This window comes from Dechloromonas denitrificans (genome assembly GCF_020510685.1).
GTDB classification, from domain to species: Bacteria; Pseudomonadota; Gammaproteobacteria; order Burkholderiales; family Rhodocyclaceae; genus Azonexus; species Azonexus denitrificans_A.
Genome location: NZ_CP075185.1, coordinates 3,343,289 through 3,364,688, shown reverse-complemented (window position 1 = coordinate 3,364,688; position 21,400 = coordinate 3,343,289). Strand labels below are relative to the sequence as shown.

The following is a 21,400-nucleotide window of genomic DNA, read 5'->3' as shown; positions in this document are numbered from 1 at the left end:
CTTGCCTGATGCATGTTAATTAGAAAACGCTTATATTATATCAAATGAGAATGATTATTAATTTGATCGAAGTCAGGTTTCTCGCGGCTCGTTGCTTGCGGGCGATTGCCCGAAACCGGTAAAAGCCGGTGAAAAAAATGCCCGGATACGCCGGAGCGTATTCGGGCATCGGTCGATCGCCGGGTTCAGAAGTCGGCGCGCAAGGTGACGTAGAGGTTGCGGCCCAGCTCGGCATAGCCGAAGTTCGGCGATTTGTCGGCCAGCCGTACATCGGTCAGGTTATTGACGCCGGCGCGCAGGCTGAAGATCTTGTCGAAACGCTTGCCGACACTGGCGTTCCACAGCGAGTAGGCGGGCAGATCGCCAGCGCTGCTGGTTTGCCGACCGTAATATTCGACGGCGCCGCGGCTGCTCCAGCCCTGGCCGATGCTCCAGTCGACGGTGGCGGCCAGCATGACGCCGGGTCGGTCGTTCAGTTCCGTGCCGGTGCTTTCGTCCTTGGTCTTGAGCAGCGTCAGATTGGTGTTCCACAACAGCGCGCTGTTGATGTTCCAGCTGAAGCCGGTTTCCAGTCCGCTGATCGTCGCCTTGTCCACGTTGTCGTAAAGATAGGTACGGCGTACGCCGACGGTCTTGATCTGGCGGTAGGTGATCAGATCATCAACCCTGGTGTGGAACAGCGTGGCACGCAGGTTCAGCGGGCCGCGCTTCCAGTCGGCACCGATTTCCAGCGAGTCGGATTTCTCCGGCTGGATATCGCCATTGCCGAGGAAGGTGTGCGGCCCTTCGGCGCCGACATAGCTCGGCGAAATCTGCTTCAGCGTCGGTGCCTTGAAGGCGTGGCCGTAGCCACCCTTGATGATCAGTTCCGGGCTGGCTTCCCAGACCAGATAGGCGCGCGGGCTGGCTTCGAAACCGAAGATCTCGTGTTCATCGCCGCGTACGCCGGCCGTCAGCATCAGGCTCTGGCCCAGAGCAATCTCGTCCTGGACGAACAGCGCCTTGTGCGTCGCGCTGTCCTTGCCGCCGATCAGACCACTGTTCTTCAGCGTTTCCGTCCGGTATTCGCCGCCGACCGTGACGGTCTGGCCACCGAGCTTGAGCGCGGCAAAGGCATCGACCACCTCGTCGCTCATGTTCTGCGGCCGGGTGGCGCTGACGCCGTTGGTCCGCGTGTTGGTGATGTCGATCTCGCTGCGGTAGGCGCGGACCTGGCTGCGCCAGCTGCCGAACTCGCCCTTCCAGGCGATGCTGGCCTGCGATTTTTCGATGTCGTAACGGTTCTCGTAAGTCTTGGTCGAGCTGACGTCGTCGTAGGTGCGGACCTCGTCACCCTTGCTCCACTGCACGTCGAGGCTTTGCGCTTCGGTCAGCTTGATCGTGCCGCCCAGGCCGGCGGTACGTGTCCTGTTGCCTTCAATCTCCGAATAGCGGCGGTCATCCTTGTTTTCGACCGCCGCCCGCCGGGTCGCCTCGCCATTGACCCGCAAAGTGATGCGTTCGCCGAGCGGCCCGGCGGCAAAGACCGAACCCTGGCTGCCCTGGCCGCCGTCAGTGTCGGCGTCGAACAGGGTCGAGCCGGACAGCATCAGCGAGCCGATCCATTTGTCTTTCGGCTGGCGGGTGATCAGATTGATCACGCCGCCCAGCGCCTCCGAGCCATACAGCGTCGACATCGGGCCGCGAATGATCTCGACCCGCTCGATGGCCGAGATCGGCAGCCAGCCGTATTGGTAGTCGGAATGGCCGACCACGTCGTCCGAGGGCGATATCCGCCGGCCGTCGATCAATGTCAGCGTGTGCTTGCCTTCCAGCCCTCGCAGGGCCAGCGTCTTGCGGCCGCCGACCTGCCGTGGCGAGAGCGTGATGCCGGGGCTGCCGCGCACTGCATCGAGCAGGTCGGTCGCATTGCGGGTTTCCAGCTCTTCGCGGGTGATCACGGTTACCGAGGCCGGTGCCGTGCGCGTTTCATGTTCCGACAGGGTGGCGCTGACGACGGTGTCCTTGAGCGTCGTTTCGGCCGCGCTGCCTGGTAGCGCAAAGCCGCCAAGTACGGTAATGACGGCCAGCGTGGTGGTCCGCAGCTTGAAACGGGAATGAGGGTATTGCATGAAGCCTCCATGAATTGCGGGAAATGGCTGGCTTCCTGCACTTCAGGTGGCTGGCGGGGAAATGGCGCAGATCGGGCCGGCGGGAATCGGCTGGCCGGAGTCCGGGCGGGGACAAAGGAAACGCGAACAATTCTAGCTAATGAGAATTGTTCGCGTTTGATTCCGGTCAAATTTGCTCGATTTATTTCCTGAACGACCAGCAAAGGCCGCTTACTTGGTCAGAATCAGTTTGCCGAGTCCGGTGATCCGCAGACTGTAGCGTTCGCCGCGGTGCAGGATGGTCACTTCGTTCTGCGCGCCGAACAGTTCATGGCTGTTGAAGTGCTTCAGGGCAACGGCTTGCTCCGGAAGGCCGCCGGGTATTTGGCCGGCCGGGTTGTGCTGGCGGCCGAGAAAGGGTGCCCGAATGCCGTGTTTGCTGGTATGCATGAAAAACTCTCCTGATCGACGCTTACATCCGGGTGGCGTAGTACTCGACGATGCGCTGCAGGTCGAGCGGGAAGGGGGCGGCATCGGCGTCGGGCAAATGGCTCAGGTGCGCGGTTTGCGTTGCGCCGTCGAGGGCGATCCATTCCGGGCGTTCAAGGGCTGGTGCTTCGAGCGAGGCGCGAATCGGTGCCAGTTTGCGGCCCTCGTCGGTTGGGCCGAAGGCGTCGCCAACCCGCAGGCGGATTGACGGAATGGTGACGCGCCGGCCGTTCAGCGCGATATGGCCATGGCTGACCAGCTGCCGGGCGGCCGGGATGGTCGGTGCGAAGCCGGCGCGGAAGACCAGGTTGTCGAGGCGGCGTTCGAGCAACTCGACCAGTTTGTCGCCGGTGGCGCCGCGATCCTTCTTGGCATCGACGACGACGCGGCGCAACTGGCGTTCGGTCAAGCCGTAGTTGTAACGCAGCTTCTGCTTTTCCATCAGTTGCTGGCCGAATTCGGATTTGCGCCCGCCCAGTTTGCGGGCGCCATGCTGGCCCGGTGGCTGCGGGCGTTCCTGCATCGATTTGCGGGACAGTCCGGGCAGGTCGACGCCGAGAGCGCGCAGGACTTTGAGACGGGGGCCGGTGTAACGGGACATGGGTTCTCCTTGTAGTAGTGATCAGTGGGTCAGCTGACCGATTTCGGTCAACGGATAGCAATTGATGGCAATCGACTTCGGATGGCAGTGCGCGGCATCCCAGCCGGCGCCGACTTCCTGCAAGGTGCTTTTCAGATAGGGATCAAGGCCCCGTTGATCGAGCGCGGCATGCAGGTGGGTACGCAGGGCGGCCAGCTTGTTGGCGGTGGTGCCGCGCAGGGCGGATGAGGAGAGCAGGTTGATGATCGCCGCCAGGCGCAGTTCGATGCTCATGTCGTCGGTCTCCATGGCTTACTCTGCGCTCTGGCCTTCGGGTACGTAAACCATCGAGCCATCCTTCATCTTGTAGGCAACGCCGGCCTTTTCGCCGTCGCCGCTGCCGATGTTGCCGTTGGCCTTGTATTTCTCGATCTTCTCGCCCTTCTTGATCATCACTTCCATGGTCGGCTTGCCGGGGTCGGTGATGACCGTGATGTCCTGCTTGTTGAACGGGTTGATCAGCGGGTTCTGGGCGACGGTGATGAGCAGCGCGGCGATGATGACCAGGAAGATGTCGATCAGATTGACCACCGACAGGATCGGGTCTTCGGTTTCCGGTTCGTGCAGCAGTTTCAGGCTCATGCCACGGCTCCGCGCAACGCTTCGATTTCGAGCATTTCCTCGGCCAGCCAGCGGCGCCGGACATTGACCACCCAGTAGGTGATCGAAGCGGCGATCAGGGCCAGGATGACCGCCGAGAAGGCAATCGTCAGGTTGTCGGAAACCTTGGCCAGATTGCCGTCGGACAGCGATTTAAGGGCCGGCCCCATGGGAATCATCGTCGCCACCAGACCGAGCATCGGCGTCACGCGGCTGGCGATGCGCGGGTTCTCGAGTGCCTTGTGGGCGAGCAGGTCAAGCTGGTCGGCGCTGAGCGTCGGGTTGTTGCGGAAATTGGCGACCAGCGGCCGGCCCCGGCCGCGCTTGCGATAAAGCGCCAGCAGCAGAAATTCGCCGAGCACCCAGAAGGCGTAGATGAAGAGGCCGGCAATCAGGGCCAGCGTCGGCAGCAGAAAGAGCTGCGAGATCTGGTACATGGTCAGTTCGACTAGGTTGGGCATGATGACTCCGTATTGAAAAGTGGATGGGATGAGGGGCTTACCATTTGTCTTCCAGCGAGACCATCAGGGTCCGCTGGCCGCGTTCCGCGCTGCCCAACTGCCAGTTGTCGGCGCCCTGGCGGGCCTCGGCGAGGCGCTCGGTGTCGGCGCGTAACAGGTTTTGTGCTTCGCAACGCAAATTCGGCTGCGGCGTCAGGCGGCGGACCAGATAGAGGTTGAGCAGGGTGCGCGCCTTTTGCCGGGTGCTCAGTTCGTCGCCGATGGCGCTGCTTGCCGTGACGGTCACTTCCTGCAGCGTCCGGGTTGCTTCGGCGTTGACCAGCAGCGGGGCGAACAGGGCGGCGAGCAGCGGGTAGCGGGCCGGCTTCACAGGCCACCGCCGCGCGCCTGACGCCGGGCCGCCGCCAGGCCTCCACCCAGCGTCGCCAGCAGCAGTAGCGTGCCGCCAAACAGGGCGAGGGGAGCGGGCGGCAGCGGCGGCGCGTTCTCGACTTTTTCCAGCACCATGCCCTGCACCGGCGGGGGCGGCACCGGCGCTGCCGGTGGCGTCACCAGGTCGGCAGCGCCTTGTGGCCGGGTTGGCGAGGGGGCGGCGGGCAGCACGGCAGCCAGCCCGAAACCGGGAGCGACGAATTTTTCAAAAGCGGCATTGTCGCTATGCACGGCGTGGCGTTTGGCCAGTTCGCGATAACGCTCCTTCAGTTCGGCTACCGTCTTGGCATCCGCCTGCCAGTAACCCTGGCGGGCCATTTCCAGCATTTTTTCCATGGTCTGGGCGAGCGCGTGCGGGTTGTTCTGCTCGAACCACTGCTTCAGGCCGAGCTTGTGCTTGTCGCGGACGTAGACATCGACGAACTCCTGCCATTGGTCGTCGCGGACGATTTCGCGCGAGACGGTAGTCCACCCGGTGAAGTTGTTGACCGAGTCGAGCACCTGCAGCGTCCCGGAATAACCTTCATCGATCAGCCCCTTGATGTAGCCGGGGTGGAAGTTGCGGGTGGCGAGTTCCTTGGCGAGGAACTGGGCGGCGCCTTCGACCTTGCCGGCGCCGCTGCCGCGCAGGTTGGAGATGTAGAGTTCCGGTGCCTTGCCGTCGAGTTGACGCACCGCCGCGCCGATGCCGCCGAGGTACTGGAAGGGATCGTCGGTGGTCAGCATGCCGTAGAGGTTGGAAGTACGCGACAGCACGGCGCCTTCGGTGCCTTTCAGGTGTTCGGCGTAGAGATTGATGTTGCCGCCCTTGCCATTACTGCCGGCGATGCCCTTGCTGCCCCAGCTCGATTCGTCGGTGCCATAGGCGAACTGCATCTTCGACAGGTAGAGGTTGGCCAGTTTGCGGTCGCCCTCAGCCTTGTTCTTCCAGGTGTCGGTAGCGAGCGCCGCGTCGTCCAGCCCGGTGCCGTAGCGGCCGGATTCGGAGGAGAAGATGCGCGTTTCCGAGGCTTTCTTGGCCGCCGCTTCCGGTATCCCTTGCTTGACCAGACGGGCGGCGATGGCAAGGCTGTTGGCGTACATCGGGTTATCGGCTTCGGCGGCGCGGGCGGCCAGTTCGACGGCCTTGGCCAACTGTTTCATGGCATTCGGGAAGTGGTCGCGATAAAGGCCGGTGGCCGACAGCACGACATCGACGCGCGGCCGCTGCAACTGGTCGCGCGGCACCAGCCTGACGTCGATGACCCGGCCGCCGCTATCCCACACCGGTTCGACGCCCATCGCCCACAGCGCCTGCGCTTCGAGCAGGCCCTGGTGGCGCATGGTTTCGACCGACCATAGCGAAAAGGCGAGCTTCTTCGGTGCCTGGCCGGCCTTGGCGCGGTGTGCGGCGATCAGCGCTTCGGCGGCTTCCTTGCCGGCTGCCCAGGCTTGCTGGGTCGGCACCCGCGACGGATCGAAGCCGTACAGGTTGCGCCCGGTCGGCAGCGCATCCGGATTCTTCATCGGGTCGCCGCCATAGGAAGTCGGCCGATGCTGGCCGGCCAGCGCCGAGAGCAGGCCAGCCATTTCGCCGGCAGCGCCGAGGTCGGCGTACCAGCGCTGGCCCTGGGCCAGTTGCTCGGCCAGCTCGGCATCCGCCGGCGCCTTGCCGTCGGCCAGATAGCCGGCAAGCAGTTTCCACGGCGCCGAATCGGCCAGCTTTTCGTAGTCGCCGACGAAGGTTTCGTCGAGATCGTCTTCCTTGACCCCGGCGGCGCGGGCGGCGGCTTCCCAGTAGGGCTTGCCGAGCATCAGCAGCACGGTGCCGAGGCGATGCTTTTCCAGCGGCGGCGTGCCGAAGGTGTGCAGGCCGAGCGGCTGGGCGGTCTGAGCCAGTTCGTGCAGGTGGTCGTGCAACAGGCTGATGAAGGCGGGAAATTCCGAGCCGATCCGCGCATCGCTCCATCCCATGTCCTGGTCGATGCGCTCCGCTTTGACCCGTTTTTTCAGGTCGGCCGCCAGCTTTTCCTTGACCGAGCCGTCGTCCTGGGCCAGCCAGGCGTGCAGCAGGTCGTGGATCTGCGTCAGCGTGTCGTGCAGGCCGGCCGGCGCGAAGGGTGGGGTCTGGTGGCTGACGGTGACGGCGCGGCCGCGGCGTTTGGTCTGCAGCGCTTCGCCGATGTTGTCGACGATATAGGGATAGACCACCGGCACGTCGCCGACGGCGAGCATCGGGTAGTCCGACATCGCCAGGCCGCGCTCCTTGCCGGGCAGCCATTCCTGCGAACCGTGCGTGCCGTAATGGACGATGGCGTCGGCCTTGAAGCCGGCGCGCGCCCACAGGTACTGGGCCATGTAGAAGTGGGAGGGGACGGCCTTGGTCGAATGGTAGAGGGCCTTTTCCTTTTCTTCCGAGCGTTCGCCGCGCGGTGCCTGCGGCGTGAAGATGACCTTGCCGGCAGCAAAGCGCGGGATGACGAAGACCGCTTCGCCGCGGTCGACGATGACCATGGCCGATTTTTCCGGGGCGCCCCAGCGTTCGTTCAGTTCGTTGCGCACGGCGGGCGGCAATCCGTCCAGCCAGGCGCGGTAGGTTTTGACCGGCAGGCGTTCGGCCAGGCCGTCGCGCAACAGCGACGGCAGTTCGCCATCGCGGTAGAAGGGCGCCAGCAGGCGCTGCAGGTTGTTGACCAGCACGGTTTCCTCGTCGGCCGGCGTCGCATAGCCGGCCGCCTGCATCGCCTTCAGGGTGGCGACGGCGCTGCGCGTGACGTTGAGGTAGGAGGCCGAAAGGTTCTTTTCGCCCGGCGGGTAGTTCCAGTAGAAGACGGCGATTTTCTTGTCGGCATTGGCCAGCCGTTGCAGGCGTACCAGATTGAGCGCCTTGCTGGTGACCGCGGCGGTCTGTTCGCTGATGACATGGGTTTCACCGTCCGGCTTGCGCGTCGTGTTGGTGACCACGGCATCGATGATCCCGGCGTATTCTCCCTGCGCCAGGTAGAAGGGCACGTCGATCAGCGGCAGGCCCTGCGGGTCGGCCCGCCAGACTGCTTCGTCGCCCTTGCGGTAAGCCAGCGCCTGGATCACCGGGATGCCGAGCCTGGCCAGCTCGCTGCGTCGGCCTTCCGGGTCGAGCACGATCTGGGTGTTGATCACCGCGTCGGCCACCACTTTGCCGCCGACCGTCAGCATCGCCTCGTGCGGGCCGAGAACGCCGGCGTAATAGGGCAGCGCAATGGCGCCGGCGGCCTCGATGCGGGCGATCATGTCGTCGATGAAGGCGGTCTGCTCGGCGCCGATGTAGATCTGATGGAAGGCGATGGCGATCGTCGGCGGCCGTTTGGCGAGATCGACGCCTTTCCAGCGGAAATAGTCGGCCGGCGTCGCGAACACGGCATTCGGCGCTTTCGGGTGGTAGATCGCCGCATCCGGAAAGATGAAGGGCGGCGCGATGCCGGTGGTGGACTGGCCGCGCCGATGGGCGGCCAGGGTCTTGAAGAAGCCTTCGTAATTGGCTCGGCCGCCGTTGGTGTAATAGGCGTGCAGGCGCTCGGCGACGGCCTTGGGGAAGCCCTCGGCGAGCGGCCCGCTGTCGCGCATCCAGATATTCGGCAGCTTGAGCCCGGGCAGCACCTTGGCCAGCTTGCCCTTGACGGCCTCCTGCATGTGGCTGCGGGCGGCATCGAAGAGCACGATGTCGTGACCCTTGAACAGGCTGTCGATCTGGTCGGCCGGCAGCTGCTCGGCAAAATGGGCCGCGACCTTGAAGCCGTGGGCGGCGCCGATTTCGGCAATCGGCCGGAACTTGGCCGGCGGCACCGGCGAGGTGGCGATGATGAGGATCGATTCGGCGGGTGCGGCAGCGGCGAAAAGCAGGGCGGCGGCGAGCAGAAGGAGGCGTAGCTGGGGCATTCTTTACCTGGCTGGCGAGCGATTGATGAGTCAGTGAAAGACGGCGGTTTGACCGGCGGGGTCGGTCTCGTCGGCAATGGCATAGTAGAGCTGCGCCCAATCCTGTTCGAGGCGCCGGCCAAGCTGCTTCAGCAGCGGGGCCATCTGCTCGTCCGGATAACGTTGCAGCAACGCGAGTTCCCGGCGAATCAGCTGGGCCTGCTGCGGACAACCGAGGCAGGAAAAGCGGGTCATCAGCGCGAGCAGCGAACAGAGCAGTGCGGTGGCATCGGGTAAGTTGGCGGACATGCGGGCACTCCGGGGGAAATGCCGACAACCGGATGGCTTGGTTGTCGGCGTTAAGAAAAAGATCGATCAGCGGTGACCGGCGAAGCGCCCGTTCAGGCCGCCGGTCGCTTGAAGTCGGCGCAGGGGTCGGCCCGGCTGGCTGCCTCGGTGATCCACAGGTAGTCGTAAGGCGTGGCTTGCTCGTCCGGCGCGGTTGCCGCACCTTCTTCGAGAAAGGCGACAGCGATCAGCCGGCGGTTCGGGCGATGCTGGCGGAGCAGGCGCGGTACGCCGTAGTCGCTGCGGATGTGGCCATTGCCGGCGAGCAATACGGCGGGTCGGCCGACCGCGATACTCAGCGCGCCGAACATCGCCGCATCGCGGGTCTGCTGGGCCAGCCGCAAGCCGGGAATCATCGCCGCCGGAACCTGGGCGCAATGGCTGCGCAGCAGTTCGGCATCGAGGCTTGCCTGGCTTGCCGCTGCCAGCGGACTGCCGGCGACGACTTCGCTCAGCTCGGTCGGGATCGCCCCGCCGCCATCGCGGACGACGGCCCGGGCGGTGGCCCGCGGAATATTGCCGCCGGCCAGCGGCAGGCCGCGCTCCCGGATGGCCGCAAAGAGCGGCCCGTGCAGCGGCCAGCGCCAGGCCTTGGCGTCGAAGCCGGCATCCTCCAGGCTGTTCAGCAGCGCGCCGCTCGGCGCCATCTGCTTGCCCACCTGGAGATGCTCGGCAACGACCGTGGTGGTTTCCGGCAATGCGGCGAGCAGTTCGCCGCGCCGTTGGTGGTGCAGCGGGTTGTCGTGCAGTTCGCCCAGGAGCAGGAAATCGCTGTCGGCGATCACCTTGATCAGGGCTTCCCGGCTCAACGTCTGGCCAGTGCGGACATCGATGATGCGCTCGCCGGCCACTGCGCTCGGGCCGGCCAGCAGGGCGGCCCAGAGCAGGGCGACGAGGTGACGTTGCGGCGAAGCAGGTTTATCCACCGTTCCGTCCTCAGAACTGGTACTTCAGGCTAACCGAGGCGTTGCGCCCGGGCTGGCTGTAGGCGTCGATCTGGGCGTAGGCCGGCGACTGGTTGCGGACATCGGCCCAGAGAAAATACTTGCGGTCGAACAGGTTGAAGACCCCGGCGTTCAGCGTCAGGTTCTTGCTGAACTGGTAGTAGGCATTCAGGTCGACAATGGCGAAGCTGCCGCTGTTGTAATACAGCGCGCTGTCCGGATTGTTCTTCTTGCGTTCGACGGCGGTCAGCAGCAACTGGCCGCCATAGCGCTGACTATTGTCGTAGCGCAGACCGAGTACCAGCTTGTCCGGATCGATCGTTGCCAAGGGCGTTTCGCTACCGTCCTGCTCGGAATTGCCGGTGACGTGCGCGTAGCTGGCTGAAGCGCTCCAATCGCGATGGAAGGCCCATTCGCCGCGCAGTTCATAGCCATGGATATCGACGTTGCTGAGATTGACCGTCTTGAAGACATCGGGGGTTGGCGCCGGGTTCGACTCGACCAGCACGTTGCTGGCAATGAAGTTCTTGTACTTGCCGCGGAAGGCACTGGCGCTGTAACGCACGGCATGGCTGCGGCCGCGGATGCCGAGTTCGATCGAGTCGCTGGTTTCCGGTTTCAGATCGGGATTGCCAAGCGAAGTGTAGGGGTCCGCTGCCGTCAGGTTGGTGACGCCCCCATTAACCTGGGTCGGCGTCGGGGCGCGGAAACCGTGCGAATACTGGGCAAACAGGTTGGCCAGCGGGTCGAGTTTCCAGATCACGCCGAACTTGGGCGACACTTCCCGACCGTCGAGCTTGGCCGGTTCCGTGGCGTTGCTGAGGCGATAGAGGTTGTCGGCCTTGGGGCTCAACTTGAAACTGTCAAAGCGCAGCCCGGGAATCAGACTGAACGGCCCGACGCCGATCTCATCCTGAACGAAGGCCCCGAACAGCGTGTAGTCGGTGTCCGGAAAACTCTTGTTGGTGACAAAGGCGGTGGCGGCACTGTTATAGCCATCCTTCAGCGACGTCACTTCAGTGGTGCTCGCGTCCACGCCGTAGACGATGCGATGGGTGATTTTTTCGCCGAGATTGCTTTCGAGTTGCAGGCTGCCGCCGATCACTTCTTCGCCATAGAGGGTGTCGCGCCAGCGCGAGCGGCCCCAGGAACTGGCCGTGCTCTTCTCTTCCAGGCCCCATTGCCGATTCTCGGATTTCTGCGTGTACAGGCTGGCGACGGCATGCTGGAACCAGGCGTTATCGGCATTGCTGTAGTCGTAATCAAGCTTGAACAGCCGGCGGGTGATGTCCTCGCGCAAGGCGACGTTGGTCAGGCCGGCGGCGGCGTAGGCGTCGCCGAGGAAACTGAGTGCCGTCGTATCGACCTTGCGATCAAGATTTTCTGCGGTCAGCTTGAAGCGGTGGTTGCGGTTCGGCTTGATCACCACCTTGCCGAGTACGTATTGCGACTGGGTGTCCTGTGGATTGGGCGTGGTGCGGTTGACGTTGTTCGAGTCGTTGTCGCCCTTGTTGTCGCTTTCATGGCCGCGCCGGATGCTGGCCAGCAGCATGGCTTCGACGGTGTCGTCGGCGTAGGCGAAGGAAGGGACGGTCATCCAGCTGTCGTCGACCGATGAGTATCCGAGTTTGAGCGCTGTCTGGGTCGGCTTGCCGAGCGTCAGCAGGTCGCTCGGGTCCTTGGTCAGGAAGGTCACGGCACCGGCCAGGCCATCGCTGCCGAACTGGGTAGATGACGGGCCGCGCAGGATTTCGACGCGTTTGTAGGCTTCGATATCGATATAGTCGCCGCGTCCGGCCGCGTAGGGGCCGCTCGAATAGCTGGCCGGCAGACGGACGCCGTCGACCTGCAGCAGCACCTGATTGCCTTCGAGGCCGCGAATGTTGATGCCTTCGTTGCCGCTCCGCCCCGTTGCGCGAAAAACGCCGGAGGCACGGTTCGGCTCGGCCCGGACGGAAACGCCGGCTTCGTAGCGCAGCAGATCCTTGAGGTCCGCAGCCTGTTCCTTTTCGATGCGCTCGTCCGAAATGGTGGTGATGGTATTGGCGACGTCGTGGACGTCTTGTTCGGTCCGCGTCGCCGAGACAACGACTTCCGTCAGCAGGCCACCGCCGGTCTTGTCGTTGCGGGCAATCAGCATTTCCGGTTCGGCCAAGCCGGCCGGGGCGAAGCCGGCGCAGATCAGGCCGACAAAAACTGAAAGACAACGGCGTTTGAGAACGCCGGATGCGATGCTGGCATGCGCCATGGAAACCCCCAGAATTGATAGATATCTGGCGAGCTGCCTAGGTATGACCCGATCGGTGGCTGGCTAACGATGTGATGTGCGCGACCGTCGCGGGTGTTATTGTTCTGGCTACGGTTGGCAATGAGAACTATTATCAATTGAATTCTAGCGTCTGTCAATTGATCGGCCAGACGAAAAAAAGCCACGGTCGATGCCGTGGCTTTTTGCATGCTGCTGACGGTTTGCTTAGTGTTCGGCGCGTTTCTTGAACTTGCGCTCGCCATCGAACTTGCGCTCGCTGTCGAATTTCCGTTCGCCACCGCTGCCGCCATCCGGACGGCCTTCGTCAGGGCGCAGATTGATCGGTACGCCACGGACACGGGTGCGCTTCAGGGCGTTGTCGGCTTCCTTCGGCATGCCGGCCGGCAGTTCGACGGTGCTCGACTCGTCGTAAAGGGCGATGCGGCCGATGAAACGGCTTTCGATGCCGGCTTCGTTGGCGATGGCGCCGACGATGTCCTTGACCTGCACGCCATGGTCACGGCCGACGTCGATGCGGTAACGCACCATGTCGCCGGTCGGGGCCGCGGTGCGGCGGGGTTTGTCCTCGAAGCGCGGCCGTTCGCCACGCTCTTCAAAGCGCGGCTTTTCACCCCGTTCCTCGAAACGCGGCCGCTCGCCACCCTCGGTACGCGGCTTGCGTTCGCGGTCGGCGAAAGCGCTCGGGCGGCGGCTGTCAAAAGCCGGCGCGGCGCGGGCCGGTGACGGATCCTCGCCGCCGATCTGCAACGGCTTGCCTTCCTGCGCCATCATGCACAGGGCGGCAGCGACTTCCTCGGCGCCAACATCCTGCTCGGCGGAAATCTGCGAGACGATATTGGAGAAGAAATCGAGGCCTTCGGCGTTCAATACCTCGGCAACCTTTTCCTTGAAGCCGGCGACGCGCTTGTTGGTGACATCGGCCCGGCTGGGCAGCGTCAGCGGGGCGATCGGTGAGCGGGTGGCGCGCTCGATGGTACGCAGCATGCGGATTTCACGCGGTGCGACGAACAGGATGGCGTTGCCGGCGCGGCCGGCGCGGCCGGTGCGGCCGATGCGGTGCACGTAGGCTTCGGTATCGTAGGGAATGTCGTAGTTCACGACGTGGCTGACGCGCGGCACGTCGATGCCGCGCGCGGCCACATCAGTGGCGATGACGATGTCGAGGGCGCCGGACTTCAATTGCTCGATGACGCGTTCGCGCATCTGCTGGTTGAGGTCGCCGTTCAGCGCTGCTGCAGCGTAGCCGCGGGCGGCCAGCTTGTCGGCCAGTTCGACGGTGGCGTTCTTGGTACGGACGAAGATGATGGCGGCGTCGAAGTCTTCTTCAACTTCGAGGATGCGGGTCAGCGCATCCAGCTTGTGCATGCCGCTGACCTGCCAGTACACCTGGCGGATCGCCGCGACGGTGGCTGTGGCCGACTTGATCTTGATTTCGCGCGGCTCGACCAGATACTTTTGCGCGACACGCCGGATCTGTTCCGGCATGGTGGCCGAGAACAGCGCCGTCTGGTGGGTCGCCGGGGTGCGTTCGAGAATCCATTCGACGTCGTCAATGAAGCCCATGCGCAGCATTTCGTCGGCTTCGTCGAGAACCAGCGTCTTCAGATGCTCGAGATTGAGCGTCTTGCGCTCCAGGTGGTCCATGACGCGACCCGGAGTGCCGACGATGATGTGGGCGCCACGCGACAGTTGCTTGAGCTGGATGGTGTAGCTCTGACCGCCGTAGATCGGCAGGACATGGAAGCCGGGCAGGTTCTTGGCGTAGCTTTGCAGCGCTTCGGCAACCTGGATGGCCAGTTCGCGGGTCGGCGTCAGGACCAGGGCTTGCGGCTTGGTCAGCTTGACGTCGATCTGTTCCATCATCGGCAGCGCGAAAGCGGCGGTCTTGCCGGTGCCGGTTTGCGCCTGACCGATCAGGTCGCGACCTTGCAGCAGGACGGGGATGCATTCGGCCTGAATGGGGGAGGGCGATTCGTAACCGATATCGGCCAGTGTCTTGAGTAGTGACGGGCTTAAGCCGAGATCGGCAAAGCTCTGAGCAGTTGTAGACTCAGTTGATGACATGCTGTTTCCTTTCATCGTCGCTGTTGGGCTTTGTTATGGCTTGCGACGGATTGGCCCGATGGTCGGGCGGCCTGAGTTCCCCGATGCAGCCGTACCGGGGGCGAGTCAATGTGGTGAATCCTGCAAACGAGAAAAACGGTGGCTGCTCAGAAGACCTGCGGGCGATGCATCAACGCATTGATTGTATTAGTTTACTCTATTTTTGCCCTGCCGAGAACCCGGTCTTGTGCTGATTTGCCTCAGCGGGAGCTTTGGCGCATCATTTCAGCATAGAAAAATTACACCTCCTGACCGGGCGTACCGGCCTTCAGCGAGGTCAGGCTGGGGGGCGTCATCCTGCAATACGGCGGTTTGAAAAAATTATTCACCAAGCCTTTTGCCATTGGCTCGCTGAAGTTGCGACTATGGGCCTTGGTCCTGCTGCCCTTGGCGGCGCTGCCGGTACTCGGGGTGATTTTGCTGTTTTTCGGCAACGCGTATTCCGACCGCCTGCTGCTGAACAAGGTACACGGCGATTTGGCGATGGCCCGCGCCCATCTGCAGCATATCGAGAACGAGGCGATGCTTTCGGCCCGCAGTCTGGCGAATTCGCGGCGGATTCGCGGCTTGCTCAAGGGCGATGTCGACGATGTGGCGCTGCCCGACGTGCTGGCCTCCCGCCAGGAAAACATCGGTTTTGACTTTCTCGCCATTCTCGATCCGCTGGGGGGCGTGCTGGCAGCTAGCGAAAGCCAGGTCGCCGGCGATCCCTATGTCGATCTGCCGATCATTCGCGACGCCTTGCTTAGCGGCAAGGCGCTGGCCGGGCTGGAGGTGCTGACGCCCGACAAAATGCTGCGCCTGTCCGGAAAATTGCCCAGCCAGGCGCATATCCGTCTGGTCGATACGCCGCACGCCACCCCCAGTTTGCGGACCGACGAATTGCGCGGCTTGATGGTCGTTACGGCCGTGCCGATGCGGGACGAAGCGGGGAAGATCATCGCGACGGTGGTTGGCGGGTTTCTGCTGAACCGCCACGAAAAGTTTATCGACTATGTCGCCGAGATCGTCTCGGCCAGCGGCTTGCGGCAGCTCGGGGCGGGCGGCATGGTGACGCTCTTTCTCGACGATGTGCGGATTGCCACCAGCGTCCGGCTGCCCGGAGGCGAGCGGGCGATTGGCACGCGCGTTTCGCAGGAGGTGAAGGAGGCAGTGGTGGACCGGGGCGAGACCTGGTTGCGCCGCGCCTTCGTCGTCGATCACTGGGCGCTGACCGGTTACGAGCCGGTCGTCGACTACAGCGGCCGGAGCATTGGTGCCCTTTATGTCGGTATTCCCGAAGCGCCGTTTGCGGCTTTCCGCTGGCAGGCCTTCGGGATTCTTGTTTTTTCGTTGGCGGTTGCCGTTGCGCTGGCCACCGGGGCGGCCTGGTGGCTGGCTCGTGGCGTACTCCATCCGCTGGCCCGCCTGGAGTCGGCGATGCGCTCGGTAAGCGAGGGCCGGATGCAGACCCGGGTCGGCGAGATGCCGGGTGACGATGAACTGGTCCGCCTCGGCCATTTGTTCGATCAGTTGCTCGATACGATCGGCGAGCAGACCACGGCGCTGCGGCAATGGGCCGGCGAGCTGGATCAGAAGGTGGCGCAGCGCACGCACGATCTGGCCGAAGCCAACGACGCCCTGGCCATGGCTCGCGACGTGGCGGAGCGGGCCAATCTTTCGAAGAGCTCATTCCTGGCCAATATGAGCCATGAAATCCGCACGCCGATGAACGCCATCGTCGGTCTGACCCACTTGCTGCGCAAGGAGCTTTCCGATACCCGGCACATCGAGCGGCTGGAGAAGATTGACGGTGCCGCCAGCCACTTGCTGTCGATCATTAACGACGTGCTGGATATTTCCAAGATCGAGGCCGGCAAGCTGCACTTGGAGTACGCCCGTTTCGAGCTGGACAAGGTGTTCGACGCAGTGTGCGGCATGATCGCCGAGCGGACCAGTGCCAAGGGCATCGAGCTGGTGCGGGACGTCGCGCCGGAACTGGCTGGCACCTTCCATGGCGATCAGTTGCGGCTCGGGCAGATTCTGCTCAACTTCGCCAGTAATGCCATCAAATTCACCGAGCATGGGGCGATCATCATCCGTGCCCGCATCGTCGAGGACCGGGGCGATCAGCTTGTGGTGCGCTTCGAGGTCAGCGATACCGGGGTCGGCATTCCGGCGGAAGCCATTCCCCGCCTGTTTTCGGCCTTCGAGCAGGCGGATAGTTCGACCACCCGGAAATATGGCGGAACCGGTCTCGGGCTAGCCATCAGCCGGCGTCTGGCCAACATGATGGGGGGGCAAATCGGGGTCGATAGCGAGCCGGGCAAAGGCAGCGTGTTCTGGTTTACCGCCTGCCTCGGCTGTGACCGGAGCCGTCAGGCGGTCCGGCCAGTCTTGCCGGCGCTGGCCGGGCAGCGGGCACTGGTTGTTGATGACCACCCGGTGGCTCGTCAGGTGCTGGCCGATATGCTGGCCCGGCTGGGTCTGCGGGTCGATCAGGCGGCGACGGGCGAAGTCGGCCTGGCGTGCATCGCCGAAGGCGACCGCGATGGCGATCCCTTTGAGGTCGTCTGCTGCGACTGGCGGATGCCGGGGCTGGATGGATTCCAGATGGCGCTTCGCCTGGGGACGATGGTTTTGCAGCATCGGCCGGCCTACCTGCTGGCGGTCGCTTACGACCATGAAATGGATGGCGAGCGCTGGGCGGCCGCCGGCTTCCATGCCGCGATCGCCAAACCCGTTGCACCGGTCCGCCTCTACGACACTCTGAACGGTCTGTTGCAGCCGAATTCTCCGGCCGCGGTGGTCGGGCCGGCGGCGGTCGAGCGCTTGCTGCTTGAGCGGCATGCCGGACAGCGCGTTCTGCTGGCCGAAGATAACGAGATCAATCGCGAGGTGGCGCAGGAGCTTCTGGAAGCCGTCGAATTGCAGCTCGATGTCGTCGAAGATGGCAGTCAGGCCCTGGCCAAAGTCGCCGCCGGCCATTACGACCTGATCCTGATGGATGTGCAGATGCCGGTGATGGACGGCCTCGAGGCGACGCGGCAGATTCGCCAACTGCCGGGTGGGAGGGAGCTGCCGATTCTGGCCTTGACCGCCAATGCCTACGAGGAAGATGTCGCCATCTGCCTGGCTGCCGGCATGGATGCCCATGTCGCCAAGCCGGTCAATCCGGATCTGCTATATGCCGCGCTGCTCGCCTGGTTGCCGGCCCGTCAGCAGGGCAGTCAGTTCGCCGGAGGAAAAGCCGGCAGCCAGGCGCGCCTGCCGATTTAACGGGGCCTGCGGCCAGGGCGCCTGGTACTCGGCGATCAGCTGGCGATAGGTGCTTTCCGGTTCCCGCCCGCGTTCGGCGCAGAGGTGGCGAAACCAGGTGTCGCCGAGGCCGACATGACCGATTTCGTCATGCAGGATGATGTCGAGCACCCGGGCGCTCGCCGTATCGCCGCAAGCCTCGAGCTTTTTCTGAATCGGCGGTGTCGCATCCAGGCCGCGCGCTTCGAGCAGTCGGGGAACCAGGGCCATGCGGGCGAGGACATCATGCCCGGTGCGCTCGGCCATTGCCGATAGCCCGCCATGCGCTGGGAAATCGCCGTATTCGTGACCAAGCGCCCGCAGGCGTTCGCGCAGGATGGTGAAGTGATGGGCTTCTTCTGCTGCGACGCCGATCCAGTCGGCGTAATAACGGGCCGGCAGACCGCGAAAACGGGCGGCATGATCGAGTGCCAGATTGATCGCCGTAAATTCGATATGAACGATGGCATGCAGCAGGCTGGCGCGCCCTTCGGTGGTTTGCGGGCTGCGCTGGCGTAACTGGGTGTGCGGCACCAGTTGCGGTTGCGCCGGGCGGCCGACGCTTAGCGCGACCGGGGCATCGTCCAGGTGGTCGAGCTTGCCAGCCTGCCAGTCGGCCTCGAGGGCGGCCGTCAGGGCCAGCTTTTGCTCGATTGCACTGCAGGCCAGCGCCTCGGCCAGCGCCGGAAAGAGGGGAGAGGTCATGGGGCCGGGTTGGTGTAGCGCAGATGAATGGCGTCGATCGCGGCGAGCAGTTCGGCCGGCATTGGCGTTTGCGTTGCCGGCAGCGTTTCCTTGAGCTGGGTGAGCGACGAGGCGCCGATGATGGTGCTGGCGACGAACCAGCGCGAGCGGACAAAGCCAAGGGCGAGCTGGGTCGGGGTCAAGCCGTGCTGGTGAGCCAGCTCGGCATAGGTGCGGGTTGCCGGCAGTACGTTGGGCTTGGTGTAACGCTGACCGAAACTCGGCCACTGGCTCAGGCGGCCGGTGGCCGCCGGGTCGTTCAGATACTTGCCGGTCAGGTGGCCGAAGGCCAGCGGCGAGTAGGCGAGCAGGCCGACCCGTTCGCGGTGGCAGACTTCCGCCAGGCCGGTTTCGAAAGTCCGGTTGAGCAGATGGTAGGAATTCTGCGTCGTGACGATGCGTGGCAGACCGAGTTCGTCGGCCAGTTTGGCAAACTGCATGATGCCCCACGGGTGTTCGTTGGAAACGCCGACGTAACGAATCTTGCCTTCCTTGACCAGTTCGCCGAGTGCCTCCAGTTGTTCGCGGATCGATGTGCCTGCGCGCTCATTCTCCGGCTCGAACTGCCATTGGCCGAACATCGGCTGGTTGCGTTCCGGCCAATGCAGTTGATAAAGGTCCACGTAGTCGGTTTGCAGGCGGCGCAGCGAGCCTTCGATAGCCGCCCGGATATTGGCCCGGTCCATGGCGGTCGGGCCGTTGCGGATCCACGACAGGTTGCGCGCCGGTCCGGCGACCTTGGTGGCCAGCAGGATCCGGTCGCGCTGCTGGCCGGCCAGCCAGCGGCCGACGATGCTTTCCGAGGCGCCGCAGGTTTCGGCGCGTGGCGGTACGGCGTACATCTCGGCGGTGTCGATGAAGTTGATGCCGGCGGCCAGCGCGTAGTCGAGCTGGGCATGAGCGTCGGCTTCAGCGGTCTGTTCGCCGAAGGTCATGGTGCCCAGGCAAACTTCCGGGACGACCAGATCGCTGGTGCCGAGTTGGCGTTTTTGGAACGGGGTCATCGCATATCTCCAGATAAAGGCAAGAAATCAGGGGCGGCCGCAGAGTACGCCATAGATCAATACGTGGCGCTTGAGTAGCGGATCGAAACCGGCCGGGACAATCGCCAGGTGGTGATCGGCCGGCGGTGGGCAATGAATCTGGACCCAGGCACCGGCGGCGGCATGGGCCTCCGCGAAGGTGGCGAACAGGCCCTGCAACTCGGCCGAGCGAACCGGCAGGAAGTTTCCGGAAACCCGGTCGAGCAGGGTATCGGTGTCGAGGCATTGCACGGCATAGCCGGCCGGCTGGCGCGGCAGCGGCAAGGCCTCGAGAAGAAAGGGGTCGCCGAAAATGTCGGCCGGCAGGTTGTTGCGCATCATGCGCCATTTTAGCGGCAAGCTCGCTTGGCAAGGCGGCTGGCGCGTGGGGGCATTGGTCGTGCGTGGTAGAATGCTCGGCTGTCACAATAACTTCACAGGACTGTCATGTTCGGTCGCTTGATGCCCAGGGAGGGCAAGTATTTCGATCTTTTCAACGCGCACGCCGAGTTGATTGTGCAGGGCGGCAAGGCGTTGTCGGGGTTGATCGAGGCGCTGGTCGATGCGCCGGAGCATGCTGAAAAGCACGCGGACGATATCGACGTGATAGAGCGCAAGGCGGATGAAATTACTCACAGCACGCTGGCGCAGTTGCATACCTCATTCATTACGCCCTTTGATCGCGACGAGATTCATCAGCTGATCAATGGCATGGACGACATCCTTGACATCATCCAGGATGTTGCCGAATCGATGGCCCTCTACGACGTTCATAGCGTGCCGGCCGAAGCCAAGCTGCTGGCCGATGTCACCGAGCGTTGCTGTCGGTGCGTGCAGGCGGCCGTCAAGCTGCTGCACAGCATGGAAAATGCGCCGGCCATTCTGAAACATTGCCACGAGATCACCGATCTCGAATCCGACGCCGATCGCATGCTGCGCGAAGCCATGTCGAAGCTCTTCCGCGAGGAGCCGGATGTGCGCCAGGTGGTCAAGATGAAGGAAATCTACGAACTGCTCGAGTCGGTCAGCGATCGTTGCAAGGACGTCGCCGGCACGATAGAGGCCATCGTTCTAGAAAACTCCTGAGCGGGTAGCTCGGTATGGATACCGTACAAATCAGTCTCGGCGTCGTCGTTACGCTGGTCATCGTGGCTTTGCTGTTCGATTTCATGAATGGCTTTCACGATGCGGCCAATTCGATCGCCACCATTGTTTCAACCCGTGTTCTCAAGCCGTATCAGGCGGTAATCTGGGCCTCGGCCTTCAATTTTCTCGCCTACTTCCTGTTCAAGCTGACGGTGGCCACGACCATCGGCAAAGGCACCATCGACCCGAGCATCGTCGATCACTACGTGATTTTCGGTGCACTGGTCGGGGCGATCGTCTGGAACATCATCACCTGGTACTACGGCATTCCGTCGTCGTCCTCGCATGCCTTGGTCGGTGGCCTGGTCGGCGCGGCAATCGCCAAGGCCGGGCTGGGCGGCCTGATTTCGGCCGGCGTGCTGAAGATCATCGCGTTCATCTTCATTGCCCCGCTTCTTGGTTTCGTGATCGGCGGCAGTTTGATGGTGGCCGTCTCGTGGATCTGTCGAAACATGGCGCCGCGCAAGGTGGACAAGCATTTCCGCCGCTTTCAGCTGCTCTCGGCGGCGGCCTACAGTCTCGGGCACGGCGGCAATGACGCACAGAAGACGATCGGCATCATCTGGATGCTGCTGATCGCTGCCGGCATGTCGAAATCGACCGAGGCGATTCCGTCCTGGGTGGTCTTCTCCTGCTACACCGCCATGGGGCTTGGCACCATGTTTGGTGGCTGGCGCATCGTCAAGACGATGGGCAACCGCATCACCAAGCTCAATCAGCCGCGCGGTTTCTGTGCCAATACCGGCGGCGCGATTACCTTGTTCCTGGCGACGGCGCTCGGCATTCCCGTCTCGACGACGCATACCATCACCGGCGCCATTGCCGGCGTCGGCTCGACGCGCGGTGCGCGTCGCGTCCGCTGGGGGGTGGCGCGCGGCATCGTCTGGGCGTGGATCCTGACCATTCCGTGCAGTGCGGCGATGGCCGCGCTGGCCTGGTCCATCGGCCGGCAGGTTCTCTGAT

General features: G+C 63.6%; 18 protein-coding genes. 3 read left to right on the top strand and 15 right to left on the bottom strand.

Annotated elements, in window-relative coordinates; translation table 11 throughout:
* Nucleotides 1-185: 185 nt before the first annotated feature.
* The 12 genes from KI611_RS16195 to KI611_RS16140 all read right to left on the bottom strand — a co-directional run bounded on the left by KI611_RS16195 (nt 186) and on the right by KI611_RS16140 (nt 14,210).
* Nucleotides 186-2,111, bottom strand: a complete 1,926-nt coding sequence (locus KI611_RS16195; protein ID WP_226416681.1) for a TonB-dependent receptor plug domain-containing protein — start codon at nt 2,109-2,111, stop codon at nt 186-188.
* A 210-nt stretch (nt 2,112-2,321) separates the two neighbouring features.
* The gene (gene hemP / locus KI611_RS16190) at nt 2,322-2,540 is read right to left on the bottom strand and encodes a hemin uptake protein HemP (protein ID WP_226416680.1); all 219 of its coding nucleotides are present in this window, start codon (nt 2,538-2,540) and stop codon (nt 2,322-2,324) included.
* Nucleotides 2,541-2,562: 22 nt separating this feature from the next.
* Entirely contained in the window at nt 2,563-3,180 is a 618-nt protein-coding gene (gene rpsD, locus KI611_RS16185) for a 30S ribosomal protein S4 (RefSeq protein WP_226416679.1), read from the bottom strand.
* Between the two features lie 21 nt (nt 3,181-3,201).
* Complete coding sequence (locus tag KI611_RS16180) at nt 3,202-3,453, bottom strand: hypothetical protein (protein WP_226416678.1); 252 nt, start codon at nt 3,451-3,453, stop codon at nt 3,202-3,204.
* An 18-nt stretch (nt 3,454-3,471) separates the two neighbouring features.
* Entirely contained in the window at nt 3,472-3,801 is a 330-nt protein-coding gene (locus KI611_RS16175) for a DUF2149 domain-containing protein (RefSeq protein ID WP_226416677.1), read from the bottom strand.
* Entirely contained in the window at nt 3,798-4,280 is a 483-nt protein-coding gene (locus tag KI611_RS16170) for a MotA/TolQ/ExbB proton channel family protein (protein WP_226416676.1), read from the bottom strand. Before KI611_RS16170 ends, KI611_RS16175 begins: the two co-directional genes overlap by 4 nt.
* A gap of 37 nt (nt 4,281-4,317) precedes the next feature.
* A complete protein-coding gene (locus KI611_RS16165; RefSeq protein ID WP_226416675.1) occupies nt 4,318-4,650 on the bottom strand; it encodes a hypothetical protein in 333 nt (110 codons plus the stop codon).
* Nucleotides 4,647-8,606 carry a cobaltochelatase subunit CobN gene (gene cobN, locus KI611_RS16160; RefSeq protein ID WP_226416674.1) on the bottom strand — a complete coding sequence of 1,320 codons (3,960 nt, stop codon included), beginning with the start codon at nt 8,604-8,606 and terminating at the stop codon, nt 4,647-4,649. Before cobN ends, KI611_RS16165 begins: the two co-directional genes overlap by 4 nt.
* Nucleotides 8,607-8,636: 30 nt before the next feature.
* On the bottom strand, nt 8,637-8,894 hold the full coding sequence (locus tag KI611_RS16155; RefSeq protein WP_226416673.1) for a hypothetical protein: 258 nt from the start codon (nt 8,892-8,894) through the stop codon (nt 8,637-8,639).
* Between the two features lie 92 nt (nt 8,895-8,986).
* A complete protein-coding gene (locus KI611_RS16150) occupies nt 8,987-9,859 on the bottom strand; it encodes a ChaN family lipoprotein (protein ID WP_226416672.1) in 873 nt (290 codons plus the stop codon).
* A gap of 10 nt (nt 9,860-9,869) precedes the next feature.
* Nucleotides 9,870-12,125: a TonB-dependent hemoglobin/transferrin/lactoferrin family receptor gene (locus KI611_RS16145; RefSeq protein WP_226416671.1), complete on the bottom strand. Its 2,256-nt coding sequence runs from the start codon at nt 12,123-12,125 to the stop codon at nt 9,870-9,872.
* Between the two features lie 225 nt (nt 12,126-12,350).
* Nucleotides 12,351-14,210 carry a DEAD/DEAH box helicase gene (locus KI611_RS16140; protein ID WP_226416670.1) on the bottom strand — a complete coding sequence of 620 codons (1,860 nt, stop codon included), beginning with the start codon at nt 14,208-14,210 and terminating at the stop codon, nt 12,351-12,353.
* 351 nt (nt 14,211-14,561) lie between these two features.
* Here KI611_RS16140 and KI611_RS16135 point away from each other — a divergent pair, with 351 nt between their 5' ends.
* Nucleotides 14,562-17,507, top strand: a complete 2,946-nt coding sequence (locus tag KI611_RS16135; protein WP_226416669.1) for a response regulator — start codon at nt 14,562-14,564, stop codon at nt 17,505-17,507.
* Here KI611_RS16135 and KI611_RS16130 read toward each other — a convergent pair.
* From KI611_RS16130 to KI611_RS16120, 3 genes are read right to left on the bottom strand one after another with little or no spacing between them, the layout of a single operon-like run.
* Entirely contained in the window at nt 17,412-18,230 is an 819-nt protein-coding gene (locus tag KI611_RS16130; RefSeq protein WP_226416668.1) for a ferritin-like domain-containing protein, read from the bottom strand. The genes KI611_RS16135 and KI611_RS16130 overlap by 96 nt on opposite strands.
* Entirely contained in the window at nt 18,227-19,273 is a 1,047-nt protein-coding gene (locus KI611_RS16125; protein ID WP_226416667.1) for an aldo/keto reductase, read from the bottom strand. Before KI611_RS16125 ends, KI611_RS16130 begins: the two co-directional genes overlap by 4 nt.
* Nucleotides 19,274-19,300: 27 nt before the next feature.
* The gene (locus KI611_RS16120) at nt 19,301-19,633 is read right to left on the bottom strand and encodes a hypothetical protein (RefSeq protein WP_226416666.1); all 333 of its coding nucleotides are present in this window, start codon (nt 19,631-19,633) and stop codon (nt 19,301-19,303) included.
* A gap of 105 nt (nt 19,634-19,738) precedes the next feature.
* Here KI611_RS16120 and KI611_RS16115 point away from each other — a divergent pair, with 105 nt between their 5' ends.
* Both KI611_RS16115 and KI611_RS16110 read left to right on the top strand, forming a co-directional pair.
* Entirely contained in the window at nt 19,739-20,377 is a 639-nt protein-coding gene (locus KI611_RS16115) for a DUF47 domain-containing protein (protein WP_226416665.1), read from the top strand.
* 14 nt (nt 20,378-20,391) lie between these two features.
* A complete protein-coding gene (locus KI611_RS16110) occupies nt 20,392-21,399 on the top strand; it encodes an inorganic phosphate transporter (RefSeq protein WP_226416664.1) in 1,008 nt (335 codons plus the stop codon).
* Nucleotide 21,400 lies beyond the last annotated feature (1 nt).

Coding starts and splice junctions, on each gene's coding strand:
- KI611_RS16195 (WP_226416681.1), bottom strand. CDS start 2,111: ATGCAATACCCTCATTCCCGTTTCAAGCTGCGGACCACCACGCTGGCC.
- hemP (WP_226416680.1), bottom strand. CDS start 2,540: ATGCATACCAGCAAACACGGCATTCGGGCACCCTTTCTCGGCCGCCAG.
- rpsD (WP_226416679.1), bottom strand. CDS start 3,180: ATGTCCCGTTACACCGGCCCCCGTCTCAAAGTCCTGCGCGCTCTCGGC.
- KI611_RS16180 (WP_226416678.1), bottom strand. CDS start 3,453: ATGAGCATCGAACTGCGCCTGGCGGCGATCATCAACCTGCTCTCCTCA.
- KI611_RS16175 (WP_226416677.1), bottom strand. CDS start 3,801: ATGAGCCTGAAACTGCTGCACGAACCGGAAACCGAAGACCCGATCCTG.
- KI611_RS16170 (WP_226416676.1), bottom strand. CDS start 4,280: ATGCCCAACCTAGTCGAACTGACCATGTACCAGATCTCGCAGCTCTTT.
- cobN (WP_226416674.1), bottom strand. CDS start 8,606: ATGCCCCAGCTACGCCTCCTTCTGCTCGCCGCCGCCCTGCTTTTCGCC.
- KI611_RS16155 (WP_226416673.1), bottom strand. CDS start 8,894: ATGTCCGCCAACTTACCCGATGCCACCGCACTGCTCTGTTCGCTGCTC.
- KI611_RS16145 (WP_226416671.1), bottom strand. CDS start 12,125: ATGGCGCATGCCAGCATCGCATCCGGCGTTCTCAAACGCCGTTGTCTT.
- KI611_RS16140 (WP_226416670.1), bottom strand. CDS start 14,210: ATGTCATCAACTGAGTCTACAACTGCTCAGAGCTTTGCCGATCTCGGC.
- KI611_RS16130 (WP_226416668.1), bottom strand. CDS start 18,230: ATGACCTCTCCCCTCTTTCCGGCGCTGGCCGAGGCGCTGGCCTGCAGT.
- KI611_RS16125 (WP_226416667.1), bottom strand. CDS start 19,273: ATGACCCCGTTCCAAAAACGCCAACTCGGCACCAGCGATCTGGTCGTC.
- KI611_RS16120 (WP_226416666.1), bottom strand. CDS start 19,633: ATGATGCGCAACAACCTGCCGGCCGACATTTTCGGCGACCCCTTTCTT.
- KI611_RS16115 (WP_226416665.1), top strand. CDS start 19,739: ATGTTCGGTCGCTTGATGCCCAGGGAGGGCAAGTATTTCGATCTTTTC.
- KI611_RS16110 (WP_226416664.1), top strand. CDS start 20,392: ATGGATACCGTACAAATCAGTCTCGGCGTCGTCGTTACGCTGGTCATC.